Below are 14,665 nucleotides of genomic sequence, written 5' to 3'. Positions count from 1 at the left end.
TATCTAGAAAACAGGATTTTTTAAATCCTGTTTTTTTTATTCCAAATTTTCATTAATAAATCTATAAAAACTGTAATATTTATAGGCTTAGAAATGTAGCCATTCATACCAACTAAAGTACAAGCGTCAATATCGTTTTTAGTATTATTTGCTGTCATAGCGTAAATGGGTAAATCTTTAGCATAAGAGAGTGGAAGCTCTCTAATTTTTTTAGTTGACTCAAAACCATCCATGATTGGCATTTGACAGTCCATAAGGATTAAATCGTAATAATTTTCACCCTTTTTTAAAACTATATCTACAGCAGCTTTGCCATCAGATACAAGTTCTGCTGTACCTTTTTTCGACTCTATTATTTTTTGAGCAACTAGTTGATTTATTTCATTATCTTCAACTATTAGTATTTTCATACCAGCCAAATTAATATCTAAATCCTGTTTTACTCTAGGTTGGTAAGGCTTACCAACGCATATAACAGAAATTAAATCTGATTTAAAAATAGGTTTTTGTAAAATAAAATTATTTTTGAATTTCTCATTTACATTTCTATTATATTCTGAAGTAAAAATTATCTTTGGTAAAGAATTTAAATATCTTTGCTTAATAGCATTTAAAATAGAGGAGACAAAATCCTCAGATTCATATTTCATTATAACAAAATTAAAAGTTTTATCTAAATTAATATTTTGTAAAGCCTGCTCTTTGTCATGACAACTAATACAATTAACTCCGATTTCAGTAACATAATTTTCAATTATTCTAGAAGTTTTTTCGTCTTCAATTATTAGTAAATTATTATCTTTTAATAAAGTACAAACATCTTCAGATTTAAATATCTTTAAATCAACAATAAATTCAATAGTAGTACCTTGAGCATTAGATTCAACTATTTCAATTGTACCATTCATCATCTTAGTTAAGTTCTTAACAATAAAAAGACCTAAGCCACTGCCGCCAAAATTAGTTTTTTTATTAGATTGACCTTGTTCAAATTTGTTAAATATCACATCTTGTTTATCTTTATCTATTCCACAACCAGAATCTTTTACTACAAATTTTAAATGGATAAATCGATCTACTGAATCACTTTGAGATATATCAAGATTTACACTGCCACCTTTATCAGTAAACTTAAAAGCATTCGATAATAAATTTGTTATAATTTGATTTAATCTAAACTTATCCCCTATTAGTCTTTCATGCTGAATATTGTGAAGAGTATAAGAAAAATCAATTTTATTCTCTTTAGCTTTAATTTTATATATACCAATCAAAGGTTTAATTAAATCTTTCAAATCAAAAGGATCTTCTTCTAAAACAATTTTACCTTCTTCAATAGCAGAGATATCTAAAATGTCATTTATTAAAGTTAATAAATATTTAGAAGAAACATCTATTTTAGATAGATATTCATCAATTTCTTCCCTGCTTAAATTTCCATCTTTTGATAATTCTGTTAAACCTACAATAGCATTCATAGGTGTTCTAAGATTATGCGTCATACTAGCTAAAAATTCAGATTTGTATTGATTTTGTCTCTCTGCTAAAATTTTTTGATCTTTTATTTTTCTTTTCTTAATATACAAAGCAAAAAAACTACAACCTAAAAAAACTAGAAATGCATCGAAAATAATGAAGAAAGGAAATATCTTTAGATATTGATTTCTAAAAGAATATGGAACTATTAACATATCATCATAAGGAATCCCTGAAGAAATTATCCAATTAAAAGGAGAATACAAGAGAGAATATGAGAGTTTTTTTTCAACTTCATTATCTATCAAATTCTTAAAGTAATAACTTTGATAAATTTCTCCATCTTTTTTTATCCCCTCTAGTTCACTCTTATATGGTTGGTTATTAGCCAAATCAAAGGTTTCGGTTGATAAATAATCACCTTCAGTAGCAATAAGGTTTTGATGAAGTCTTCTAATGGCATAATTATCTCCACCTTCAAAGTTTATTACTTCATTTACCCAAAAATACCTATTATTATATGTCTCTAACGAAGAAATCATTGAATGGATTTCACTCATAATTTTTTCATTAATTATGTTTTGATCTAGAGTTTCATCATCTGCCATATAATAATAATTAAGCCTAGTTAATCTATATTCATCTATTAATGTAACTAAGTTTAAGACATCTATTTTTAATTCTTTTTTAGCTTCTTCCTTGGTAAATTCACAGAGGTTTTGATAAGCAGAATCAAAAGTAAATTTATAAAAGATAGCAATAACAACACCTAAACAAATTATTAAAAGATGAACTACTATTTCATATTTAAAGTTTATTTTCTTTCTTTTCATGTACCCCCCATTAATTGATAGATTATTGAGTACAATAGATAGTATTCCACCTTTATTAATGAACAAAAAATTTTGGTTACTTACATATTATATCATATATCTCTTTTGCTACAGAAAAAAAGACTACTATCCTAACAAATTACAAATAAACCGATTAAATTACATTATAGTATATGAATTATATAACTTGATATTTTAGCAATTTCACAATATCTTGATTATTATCCTGTTTTTTCGCAATTTAAGAGTATAAAAGGTCGCTAATTACTTATTTACAAACAAGTTATATGGCGACCTTAAAAAATATTTATTGTGTTGTTTAATTTATTTTTTTGTTTTTGCTATCATTTTTCTTATTTGCTCCCTTTTATAGATATTTTGACCATACTCAATTCCATACTTATTTTTTATCTTTTGTAAAATTCTATCATAGTAAGTTAATTTAAAAGTTGTTCTATTTAATTCAACTACATTAGCTTTTTTAAGTGAATTTTGAATTTGTTCTGTTGAATATTCATAATCTAAATCATGTTCTAATATCCTTGTAATTAATAATGACATAAAACAAGTTAAGAAATGTGCTTGTATTCTATCTTCTCTCTTAACATAAATAGGTCTTGCATTTAATTCACTTTTAGTTACTCTAAAGGTTTGTTCAATCTTCCATAATCCATGATACATATCTATGATATCTAAAGGTCCAATTATTTTATTTAATTGCAACCATCCTTCTTTTTTTAACCATCTTTGTGGTTTATTAAAAGGTTTTTGATATTCCCCTGTTTCCTTTCCATTAGCATCAAGTATTGGTAGAAGACCTACAACATTAGTTTCTATTACATAGAATCCATCTAAAGATTCATCTTCGTCTAATTGTTGATTATCGAAGACTACCTTTGCTTTATAGTTTTTAACTTCTTTTTCTGTTTCTGGATCTATTACTTTTGTTTTAAGGTATTTATTTTTACCATGATTGTTATCAATTACATCTTTACTATTAGAATGAGAAGCTACTAATGCTTTCTCTACAGCGGCAAGTCTATCTTGCTTTGCTCTTTGAGCATACTTTGATGACCAGAATATTATTTGATAATGTCCAACACCTTTTACATTTTTTTTCTTTCCTTCAGTATTTTCTACATAAGTGTCTTTAACTTCATCATAAATTTTATACATAAAAGCTACTGGTGGAGCATCTTCAACAGATTCATACTTATCATAATCAATTACTTTAGAAGAAGCATCTAACTTAACATAACCTGTTAAATCTTTTACTACTTTCTTTAAATTTTCAGTTCCACCTTTAACTGACTTACTAAAGATATATCCATTATGATTAGTAATAACATCAGCAACATTCATTCCACTCATCATGCCTTTGTCAGCAACAAAGATAATATGTTTTACATCTATTTGATCTCTAACTTGTTTGCTCATTGGAATAAAGGTTTTACAATCATTAGTATTACCTGGGAACAATTCATAAGTTACTGGAAAACCTTTATCATCCATAAATAATCCCATTTGTACTATTGGTAATGGTCTATGTTCTTTAGACACCCCTTTTTTTCTAAAATTATCTTCATTATCTATTTCAAAGTAATAATTAGTAACATCATAAAATAAAATAGTTGTATCTCTGTTATATTGTTTAACCATTTGTTTATGTAAATGTCTAAGTAATGGATCTTTCCATTTAGCTATATAACTTAAACTCCTATATATTGCATTAAGGTCAAAATCCATTTTATCAAAGTACATATTTTTATTTAGCCAAGTAGACCTTTTTGAATCTGGATCAATTATTCTCCCATAAACCAATAATTTAATTACAGATGTTAAATTATATGATAAATCTAAAGATTGACGTCTTCTATCAAAGAAATTATGTATTGTTAATTTATGAAAAATTTTACTAATAGCAGCATAGCCAATATTCTTAATACAATCATAAGAATCAGTATCCTCTTCGAAAGGAAGGATTTCATTAGGATTAAAAGTAATTGTAACAGGTTTATTTTCTTCTTTTAATTCTTTAGTTTTTTTTATAGCTAATTTTTTAAACCGAGAAATAACCTCTTCTTCAGTTCCATCAAATTCATCAACAAAACCAATTCTTTCAATAATTCTTTGTTTAACTTTTCCATTTTCTCTATAGCTTTCGGCAAAATACATAGCGATTCTACCATCTTTATTTCTAGGTGAGGTTTGTACAAACATAAAAATTCTCCATGTAAGTATTATATCATATCTTCAAATACAACACAATACAACACGTAAAATATTTATATAAAAATATTAAAAAACCAAAAAAAATAACCCTAAACGGGTCTGAATTCAAATTTTACCTTCTTTGTTAGTTATCTAGGACTGACAAACTCCGGAGGTTTTGATAAGCAGAATCAAAAGTAAATTTATAAAAGATAGCAATAACAACACCTAAACAAATTATTAAAAGATGAACTACTATTTCATATTTAAAGTTTATTTTCTTTCTTTTCATGTACCCCCCATTAATTGATAGATTATTGAGTACAATAGATAGTATTCCACCTTTATTAATGAACAAAAAATTTTGGTTACTTACATATTATATCATATATCTCTTTTGCTACAGAAAAAAAAAGACTACTATCCTAACAAATTACAAATAAACCGATTAAATTACATTATAGTATATGAATTATATAACTTGATATTTTAGCAATTTCACAATATCTTGATTATTATATAGGGGTGTATATGATAATAAACAGCGTTAGAGGATTTTGTATGGCCTTAGCAGATAGTATTCCAGGAGTATCTGGAGGAACTATTGCATATATCCTAGGATTTTATGATACATTCTTAAATTCTCTTAACAACATAATTTCACAGAACAAAAAAGAACAGAAAGAAGCTTTGATTTTTTTAATCCAACTATTAACAGGTTGGGTTGTCGCAATGATTTTAAGTATTATCATACTTTCGTCTCTATTTAATAAATATATTTACTTTATGAGTTCTCTTTTAATTGGTTTAACAATTTCCTCTGTCCCCTTAATTTTGACTGAAGAAAAAAATATTTTTAATATGAAACCAATATCAATTCTTAAATATCTCTTTTATTTTATTTTAGGACTTGCTTTAGTATTATTCATCTCTACCTCTTCTATTTCAGCTTCATCAACTACTGTTGATTTGACTAATTTAGATTTTAAATTAGTTTTAAGACTCATGGTAGCTGGAATGTTAGCAATTTCAACTATGATACTACCTGGAATATCTGGTTCTTCAGTACTTGTAATATTAAAGCTATATATCCCAATTATTAATGGACTAAAACAACTCATTTCGTTCAACCTTGATTATTTTCTTGCCATTTTCTTTTTTGGGTTAGGTATTTTAATTGGAGCAATTAGCACTGTCAAAATTGTAAAATATGCTCTATCAAACCACAGAGCCTCAACAATTAGTTTTATAATTGGTCTAATAATTGCTGCAATTTATTCTATAATTCTTGGACCAACGACTTTAGAAATACCACAAGCTCCATTAAATTTTACAACCTTTAATATAGCGGGATTTATTTTAGGCATTTTTATAATTGGCAGTCTGAATAGACTAAAAAAAAGAAAAGAAATTTAATAAAATGATTTAATTTTTATACAAAATTAGTCAATAGTATTGAATATTTATTCACTTTATCTTGACAATATTGTATATTTATGAGATAAATAACGAAGTTAATGCATAAAGGATTAAATGAATATACAATGAATGATAATTTAAACAATAAAAAAACAAAGAATTCATCAGAAAAGAAAAAACCAATTACAATCCAAATGACAGATGGGGTGCTTATTCCTAGCAAAAATAATGGAAAAATTATGAATAGCTGGAGAATAACATTTTACTTTGGACTAATAAGCTTACTTTCACTGATTGTTTTTTTCCCTGACCCATATAGGGAGATTTTTCTTGTATGTATACAAGGAACTCCTGTAACATTTCAATGTACTATTTTTGCGATAATCGGGGCTGCTATCATTGGAACAATAACAGGGTTAGGAAGTGTTTCAAAACATGGTTTCATCAATATGATTAGTGGTGTGTATGTTGAATTGATTCGTGGTATTCCTTTACTAGTTCAACTTATTTTTATCTACTATGCTTTAGGTAGATTTTTCCATTTAAATGGAATGACTGCAGCAATAATTGCACTTGCAATTTGTTTTGGCGCTTATATGGGTGAAATAGTTAGAGCTGGTATTCAAGCCATTCCAAGAGGTCAAATGGAAGCTGCAATTGCCTTAGGACTTTCAAGATATCAAGCATTTAGGTATGTAATTTTACCCCAGACTTTGAAAGTAGTCTTACCTGCAGTAGGTAATGAATTTATTAGTATGTTAAAAGATTCTTCTTTAGTTTCAGTTATTGCATTAAGTGATATCTTAAGAAGAGGAAAAGAATATATTTCAAGAACATTCCTTTCATTAGAAACAATGTTAGTTGTTGCTCTTATTTATTTACTAATAACTTTAATCTTATCCCGCTTAGTTGGAAAATTAGAAGAAAGGATGAATAACGATGCCTAATATTAAAATTGAAAATTTACAAAAAACTTTTGTTACCCAAAGTGGGAATACAGTAAATGCAGTAAATAACGCATCTTTAGAAGTTAAAGATGGTGAAGTTGTTGTAATAATTGGACCATCTGGAAGTGGGAAATCCACTTTGTTAAGATGCATAAATAAATTAGAAATTCCTACAGGTGGTTCTATCTTAGTTGACAATGTTGATGTTGTTAAAAGTTCTACAGATATAAGAAAAATTAGAGAAGAAGTAGGAATGGTCTTTCAATCATTCAATCTCTTCCCTCACCTTAGCGTATTAGATAATATTACATTAGCTCCAATTAAAGTTAAGAAAATGGAAAAAGCTGAAGCCGAAAAAATTGCAATGCAACTATTAGAAAGAGTTGGCTTAAAAGAAAAAGCTAATTCCTTTGCTAACCAATTATCAGGTGGTCAGCAACAAAGAGTCGCTATTGCTAGATCTTTAGCTATGCATCCTAATATCATGCTTTTTGATGAACCAACAAGCGCTCTTGATCCTGAAATGATTAAAGAAGTTTTAGATGTTATGCTTGATTTAGCAAAAAGTGGAATGACTATGTTACTTGTAACTCATGAAATGGGATTTGCAAGAGCAGCAGCAACTAAAGTTGTTTTCATGGATGAAGGAAAAATTATTGAAGTTGGAACGCCAACTCAAATATTCGACCATCCAACAAGCCAAAGAACTAAAACATTTTTAGAACATATTCTATAAATTTTATTTATATATTATTGAACTACCCTAATAAATGGGTAGTTTTTTTTATATTTTTATCACTAATTTACATCTAGAATAACATTTACCATTTTATTATATAATTATTTTATTGTCATATAAGCAATTATAATATTTTCTAACTATATTACTAAAAATTTTATTTAAATGTTGACATAAGTTACATTATGGCTTATATTTTAATTGTTCACACTTTATTGAAATTTGCATACAAACTTTAAATTGTGTTCCAGAGTATTAACTCTCTTTTAATTATCACTTTGGGTGTTTCAAAAATGAAACATCCATTTTTAAATCTAAGCTATATTGTACAAACCTCTAAGAAAGTGTAAATTTAAACAAATACTTAAGAGGTTATTTTTATGGAAAACAAAAAAACTTGGTTAGAAAGAAACATCTCCTTACCAATATTATTACATCCTGAAGCAGAAAAAGAAAATTCAATCTCCCACGCCATTGCAGCTATTCTTGCAGCTATAGGTTTAATTTATATTTTGATAAATCTTAAAAATGTTGATAATCCCAATTTAAAATTAGGATTAGTTATATTTGCTCTATCAAATTTACTTTTATATTTTGCAAGTGCACTTTATCATGGGCTACCTAAAAATAATGCAAAAAGATTTTGCAGAATATTAGATCATAGCAATATTTATTTCTTAATAGCAGGAACTTACACCCCCCTACTATTATATGTAAATTCAGAAAAAACTTTAAAAATGTTTTATTTTTTATGGGCAATTGCCATTTTAGGAGTAGCCTTTACTTTAATTTTTTGGGGTAGATTAAAACCACTTCATGTAGTTTTGTATTTAGTAATGGGCTGGCTTTTAGTCTTTTTTTGGAACGACATAGTTCCAAACTTACCCGATGGCTTTTTTACTTATATAATCACAGGTGGGGTACTTTATACTCTTGGTGTAATTTTTTATGGGTTCAAAAAAATTCCCCATGGTCATTTAATTTGGCATATATTTTGTGTAGCAGCTAGTATTACTTTTTACATTGGAATAATAAAATATTTATTATAAAAAGAAAAATCTCTCAAAAATGATATGATACATTTAAAGCAAACAGAATATTTTTTCATACATTTTAGAAGTATAATATTAAAGGGGACAGAGCTTATATAAGCAATAAAGTAAAAATACAAACAGGTAAAGATTAAAAACATGTCATATAAAGTTTTATAACAATTGATTCACAAATCAATCTAAATAACTTTATTTACATCATTTTAATATTTAAACAATTAGATAAAACAAATAAATATTCTATCTAAATTAATCAATTAATAATTAAAATCATTAAAGGTATAAAATAAAAAAGTAACGCTACATATATTTTTCAACGCAAAATTAATGATAAATTTATTAGCTATTAAAATAAAAGAAAACTAGAATAAAATTAAGAAACTCGGCTTCTTTGTAATAGAAAAACCGAGTTTAATTTTCTATTTTTAAAAGATACAATAGTCGCTGTACCATTAAAAATAGTGTTATTTATATAAATATATTTATTCTGCTAACAATTGATCTATAGCACTTGTTAATGTTTCTTTTGCTACCATACCTTGGTAAGCCACAACAGGAACACCTTCCTTATTAAGCAAAACAGTTGTAGGCAAGCTATTAGTATTAAACAGAAAAGAAATATAGCCGGGGTCTATTACACAGATTGTATCGTCATTAAAGTATTCATCAGCAAAAGCTAATAGAGATTCCATATTCTCACGTTGTCCGTCAAAAGAGTCAAAGAACATAAATGTAACTTGATCTTTATATTCTTCACTAGCATCAATAAAATCTGGCATTTCGCTTTGACAAGGTGGACACCAAGAGGCAAACAAGTTGATAACAACAGGCTTACCCTTTTGTGCTACTTCCCAAAAAGTAGTCTCTTCACCTGACAAAAGATTTATAGGAATATCTGGCATTATGCTAGAATTTTCACTTTCATCATCACTATCATCTGAAGAGGGGCTATCCTCTTTAACAATATCATCTTGGGATGAAGCTAGTACATCATTATCACTTGATGACTCATTATTCACATTCGCACTATCATCTTGGGATGAAGCTGGACTTTGGCTTGTAGAGGTTTGAGAACTATTAGTTGATGTTGAAACAGCTAAATCTTTAGTCTTGTTTTCTAAATCATTTATCTTATCATCATCGACCTTAATAGTTGGAGTGTATGAAGTATCTATTCCATTTTCACTCAATTTATTGTATCCAAAATACGCCAACACAAAAACTAAAACTATAACTACTACTATAATCAAACTATTTCGTTGATTCTTATTCATAAACTATCTCCAGTGTTATTCAAACAGTATTGCTGGTGAGTATCCTAAAACCATCAATACACCCATAATTAACAATAAGCTTCCACTTATAATTGTTACTACTTTATAATGAGTCTTAATAAAAGCAAAAGCCCCTTCTAATTGTTTAAGCAATAATGCTGATAAAAAGAATGGAACTGCCAAACCCAAGGAATAAGCAATTAAAGTAAAAATTCCTTGATACAATGTTGCGGTGTTCGCAGCTAGCATTAAAGCAGAGCCTAAGAATGGACCAGTACAAGGAGACCAGCCTACCGCAAATACGATACCAAATACGAAAGATGAAAAATAATTCAAACTTTTTGTTCTAGCTTTTAATTTATAAGTGTTTTCTAAAAATGGTAGTAACTTTAACCCTAAAAAGCTTAAGGCAAATATTATAACAAGTACACCACCAACTCTATTTATAACATCTAAATGCTCACTTAAATATTGCCCTAGAAAACTAGCACTAGCTCCTAAAGTAGCAAATAAAATAGTAAAGCCAAGAATAAAAAAGATTGAATTGAATAAAAGCTTATTCTTATCAACGCTTTCATCATCTTTCTCCGCTATTCCACCTGCCAAATATCCGATATATAAGGGAATCATCGGTAAAACGCAGGGGCTAATAAAACTTAATAAACCTTCTAATAACGCTGTTATATATGCCATGGTTATATAATAAAGGCTAAAGATTATTTGTAAAGTAACTTTATCACTTAATTCCTTATGATGGTAAGATAAATATACAAAATACATTAAAACTACATACTTTTTTTATTTAATATTATTTATACAAATAAGTATTCAAAACAATCGTGTTTCAATATATAATGAGTATATGTCTAAAAAAAAGAACAAGATGGATTCTGCAACAGAATTTAATAATTATTATAAAAGTATATATAACGAAAGATGGGAAGAATTAAAACAATCTTTATTAAAGGAAAAAGCTAATACTTATTTTTCAACAAATTTAGTTAAGCCATACTATTTTGATGAAGCCTCCCTTTTTTGTGCAAATTTATTAGATATAAACAAAGGCGACAAAGTCTTAGATATGTGTGCTGCTCCTGGGGGAAAGACTTTAGTATTAGCATCAAAACTTAAAGGGTCTGGTTTACTAATATCTAATGATAGATCTAGTAATAGAAGAAGTAGACTGCATAATGTTATTAATGAGCATTTATGCGAAGAATATAGAGAAAATATCCATATAACTGGTCATGATTCAACTAAATGGGGGCTATTTGAACAAGAAGTATATGACAAAATTTTATTAGATGCACCTTGCTCAAGTGAACGCCATGTATTAAGTGATCCCTCTTATTTAAATAAGTGGTCATTAAATAGGCCAAAACATCTCTCCTACCAACAATTTGCAATGTTAGCAGCTGCTCTTGAAGCTGTTAAAGTTGGTGGAATCATCCTTTATTCAACTTGTGCAATCACCCCATTAGAAAATGAAAATGTTATTAAAAAATTGTTTAAAAAACGCTCAGGGCGATTTGAACTAGTTAATTTTGAATGCAATATTGCTGAAGATAGAGAATTTGGTAAAATAGTTCTACCTGATGTTAGTGACAATAGAGGTCCTCTATACTTTTGCCTTATAAGGAGATTAAAATGAGTATTGTTAGTATTGAGAGATGTGAAGATTATGAAATAGAAAATGTTTACTCCACCTTAAAAGATGTAATTAAAAATTCTTCTATGCCAGAAATTAAAAATAAAAAAATCTTAGTTAAGCCAAATATCTTATCAGATGCAAAACCTGAAGCTTGTGTTTCAACTCACCCCAGTGTTGTTTTAGCCCTTATTAGAATACTAAAAGAAGAAGGTGCAAAAAAAATATTAGTTGGGGACTCTCCTGGCCTACATGCTCCAAAATTCAAACCTAAAAAATCACAAATATATCAAGTTTGTAAAGATGAGGATGTTGAATGGGTTAACTTTCATGAGAAAACAACTAAAAAGAAAATACCTTTTGTAAAGAGAAAGGTTGCTATAACTAAAACAATTGATGAAGTTGATTTTTGTATATCAGTAGCTAAATTAAAAACCCATGAATTAATGATTACCACTGGTGCAATAAAAAATATGTTTGGTATAGTTCCAGGATTAAACAAAAGTAAACAACATGTGCACAATCCTACTCGAAAAGGCTTTGCTAAATTTATTTGTGGGTTGTTTAGTATAAGTAAAACAGAATTCGCCGTAATGGATGCTATTATGGCAATGGAAGGCGCTGGTCCTGGAAATGGAACTCCAAAAAAAGTTGGTCTACTTTTAGCTAGCGACGATGCTTTAGCTTTAGATATTAGCCAAGCTATAATAATGGGACATAATCCTCTAGATATCCCTATCATCAAATATGCTATAAAAAAAAGATTAACTAATACAAAAAAATTAGATGATATTACTTATAGCAAATTAAATGCAAATGATTTAGTTGTTAAAGATTTTAAAAAAATTACTTTAGGAGAAAAGAAAGAAAACAGACCTGCTCCAATTTTTTTAAAAGACCCATGCATAAAATGCAAAAAATGTATTGATATTTGCCCCGCTAATGCGTTATCACTTAAGAACAAAAGAATTGTTATTAACGAAAAAAAATGCATTAGATGCTATTGCTGCCATGAGGTATGCCCAGCAAATGCTATAAAAATCAAACAAAAATAGGTACATATGGATTTAAAAAGCGAATTAAATGAACAACAATACCTAGCTGCGTCAACAATTAATGGACCTTTATTAATTATTGCTGGCGCAGGTAGTGGTAAAACTAGAATGTTAACTTATCGCATAGCACATATGCTAGATAATAATATTGATGAAAAAAATATATTAGCCTTAACTTTTACTAATAAAGCTGCTAAAGAAATGGGAGAGAGAATCAGAAGTTTAACAAATAAAGAATTAAAACATCTTACAACTACAACCTTCCACTCTTTTGGCTTAGGCTTATTAAAGCAACATATCCACCATTTAGGTTGGAAAAACAATTTTACTATATATGATACAAACGATAAAATTTCCCTTATCAAACAAGTTATAATAAATCTTGGCTGGTCAGTTGATGCTTTTAATCTTAAAGACGTTCAAGATTATATAAGTAAATTTAAAACTTTCCGATCAACTGTTAACTCAAAAACAGCTGCTGATACAAAAACTATTTTAAATGAATATGAAAAATATTTAAAAGCATATAATGCAGTCGATTTCGATGACTTAATTGTTAAGCCACTTGAATTATTTGAAAAATTTCCTGAAATATTGGAAAAAACAACCAACAGATTTAAATATATTTTAGTAGATGAGTTTCAAGATACTTCCATAGCTCAATATAAATTAATTAGTACTTTGGCAAAGAAAAATAGAAACATCTGTGTTGTTGGGGATGATGATCAAAGCATTTATTCTTGGCGAGGTGCTAATTATCAAAATATTATAATGTTCGAAAAAGATTTCCCTGAACTTAAAGAAATCATGCTAGAGAGAAACTACAGAAGTAGCAAAACTATTTTAGATGCTGCAAATAATATAATTATCAACAATAAACAAAGAAAAAATAAAAAACTTTGGACTAAAAGTGATCAAGGGACAAATATTTATTTAATCCGTCCTGAAGATGGTGAAAAAGAAGCAAATCAAGTAGCTAGAGAAATTATTCAACTACACCAAAAAAATAATATTAAATTTAGCAACTTTGCCATCTTAACTAGAACTAATTCTTTAATTCCACCATTTGAATCAGCTCTAATGTCTAGGGATGTAAGTTGCCATGTTAGTGGAGGGAAATCTCTATTTGAGCGTAAAGAAATTAAAGATATATTAAGCTATTTAAAAGTTATAATTAACCCAGATGATGATGTAAATTTTTTACGTATTATTAATACTCCTAGAAGAGGTATTGGTAGAACTACTATTGAAAAAATCAAAGAGGTAGCAACTCATCATAACACCTCACTTTATTCGGCTTTATCTATTATGGCCTATTCTAATGATTATAAAATTAGGGAAAACACAAGAAATTCATTAAAATTTGTATATAACCTAATTGAAAAATATTCAAGAGAATTTGAGGAAAATGAAGATAAAACTCGCTATAAAGTATTAAACAACTTAGTTTTAGAAATTAATTATAAAGACTTTTTAATAGAAGAAAACAATAGTGAAAAAGCTGTGTTATTTAAATTAAAAGGAATAAATATATTAATAGATATGTTAAGAAAATGGGAGCAAAGTTATTTTAACGAAGGTGCATCAATTGAGAATTGGGTTAATAGAATTCTTTTAAAAGGGAAAGAAAATGATAGTGAAAATAACTCTAGTGTAAACATTATGACTATGCACTCTTCAAAGGGACTCGAATTTGACATAGTATACCTTGTAGGAATCGAAGATCACATAATTCCTAGCAGTAAAGCTCTCGAAGAGAATCCTAGAAACATTGACGAGGAGAGACGTTTGTTCTATGTAGCAGTAACTAGAGCTAAACAAAAACTTATTATAAGTTCAGCAAAAAATAGAATGAGAGGTACTCAAATTATACAAAGTTCACCTTCAAGGTTTATAAAAGAAATCCCTGAACAATTAATTGACGAAGCTGAAAATAGATTGCTAAGCAAATCAGATTTAAAAGGTTCTTTTGCTGCCTTGAAAAAAAGATTACAGGGCAAATAATTGCCCT

General features: G+C 28.0%; 12 protein-coding genes. 7 read left to right on the top strand and 5 right to left on the bottom strand.

Annotation, left to right across the window (positions count from 1 at the left end; all coding sequences use genetic code 11):
- Positions 1-20: 20 nt before the first annotated feature.
- The 3 genes from ACZ5SO_RS02385 to ACZ5SO_RS02375 all read right to left on the bottom strand — a co-directional run bounded on the left by ACZ5SO_RS02385 (position 21) and on the right by ACZ5SO_RS02375 (position 4,812).
- Positions 21-2,309, bottom strand: coding sequence for an ATP-binding protein (locus ACZ5SO_RS02385; RefSeq protein WP_464626534.1), 2,289 nt, complete (start codon positions 2,307-2,309; stop codon positions 21-23).
- 324 nt (positions 2,310-2,633) lie between these two features.
- A complete protein-coding gene (locus ACZ5SO_RS02380) occupies positions 2,634-4,529 on the bottom strand; it encodes an IS1634 family transposase (RefSeq protein ID WP_464626533.1) in 1,896 nt (631 codons plus the stop codon).
- A 136-nt stretch (positions 4,530-4,665) separates the two neighbouring features.
- Positions 4,666-4,812 (bottom strand): hypothetical protein, encoded by a 147-nt coding sequence (locus ACZ5SO_RS02375; protein ID WP_464626532.1) that lies wholly within the window; start codon positions 4,810-4,812, stop codon positions 4,666-4,668.
- A 239-nt stretch (positions 4,813-5,051) separates the two neighbouring features.
- On the opposite strand from ACZ5SO_RS02375, the gene ACZ5SO_RS02370 reads away from it, so the two are divergent.
- The 4 genes from ACZ5SO_RS02370 to trhA all read left to right on the top strand — a co-directional run bounded on the left by ACZ5SO_RS02370 (position 5,052) and on the right by trhA (position 8,674).
- Positions 5,052-5,936, top strand: coding sequence for a DUF368 domain-containing protein (locus ACZ5SO_RS02370; RefSeq protein ID WP_464626530.1), 885 nt, complete (start codon positions 5,052-5,054; stop codon positions 5,934-5,936).
- A 101-nt stretch (positions 5,937-6,037) separates the two neighbouring features.
- The gene (locus tag ACZ5SO_RS02365) at positions 6,038-6,886 is read left to right on the top strand and encodes an amino acid ABC transporter permease (protein ID WP_464626529.1); all 849 of its coding nucleotides are present in this window, start codon (positions 6,038-6,040) and stop codon (positions 6,884-6,886) included.
- Positions 6,879-7,622 (top strand): amino acid ABC transporter ATP-binding protein, encoded by a 744-nt coding sequence (locus tag ACZ5SO_RS02360; protein WP_464626527.1) that lies wholly within the window; start codon positions 6,879-6,881, stop codon positions 7,620-7,622. Before ACZ5SO_RS02365 ends, ACZ5SO_RS02360 begins: the two co-directional genes overlap by 8 nt.
- A gap of 383 nt (positions 7,623-8,005) precedes the next feature.
- Positions 8,006-8,674, top strand: a complete 669-nt coding sequence (trhA, locus tag ACZ5SO_RS02355) for a PAQR family membrane homeostasis protein TrhA (protein WP_464626525.1) — start codon at positions 8,006-8,008, stop codon at positions 8,672-8,674.
- 485 nt (positions 8,675-9,159) lie between these two features.
- On the opposite strand, the gene ACZ5SO_RS02350 is transcribed toward trhA, so the two are convergent.
- Positions 9,160-9,951, bottom strand: coding sequence for a TlpA family protein disulfide reductase (locus ACZ5SO_RS02350; RefSeq protein ID WP_464626523.1), 792 nt, complete (start codon positions 9,949-9,951; stop codon positions 9,160-9,162).
- A 15-nt stretch (positions 9,952-9,966) separates the two neighbouring features.
- A complete protein-coding gene (locus tag ACZ5SO_RS02345; RefSeq protein WP_464626521.1) occupies positions 9,967-10,644 on the bottom strand; it encodes a cytochrome c biogenesis CcdA family protein in 678 nt (225 codons plus the stop codon).
- Between the two features lie 169 nt (positions 10,645-10,813).
- Here ACZ5SO_RS02345 and ACZ5SO_RS02340 point away from each other — a divergent pair, with 169 nt between their 5' ends.
- Genes ACZ5SO_RS02340 through ACZ5SO_RS02330 form a run of 3 tightly spaced genes read left to right on the top strand, consistent with a single transcriptional unit; the run spans position 10,814 to position 14,658 of the window.
- A complete protein-coding gene (locus ACZ5SO_RS02340) occupies positions 10,814-11,602 on the top strand; it encodes an RsmB/NOP family class I SAM-dependent RNA methyltransferase (RefSeq protein ID WP_464626519.1) in 789 nt (262 codons plus the stop codon).
- On the top strand, positions 11,599-12,654 hold the full coding sequence (locus ACZ5SO_RS02335) for a DUF362 domain-containing protein (protein WP_464626517.1): 1,056 nt from the start codon (positions 11,599-11,601) through the stop codon (positions 12,652-12,654). The genes ACZ5SO_RS02340 and ACZ5SO_RS02335 overlap by 4 nt, the downstream gene beginning before the upstream one ends.
- A gap of 6 nt (positions 12,655-12,660) precedes the next feature.
- The gene (locus tag ACZ5SO_RS02330) at positions 12,661-14,658 is read left to right on the top strand and encodes an ATP-dependent helicase (protein WP_464626515.1); all 1,998 of its coding nucleotides are present in this window, start codon (positions 12,661-12,663) and stop codon (positions 14,656-14,658) included.
- Positions 14,659-14,665 lie beyond the last annotated feature (7 nt).

Source organism: Pleomorphochaeta naphthae, from assembly GCF_055396005.1.
This window is presented reverse-complemented; position numbering and strand designations above follow the sequence as displayed.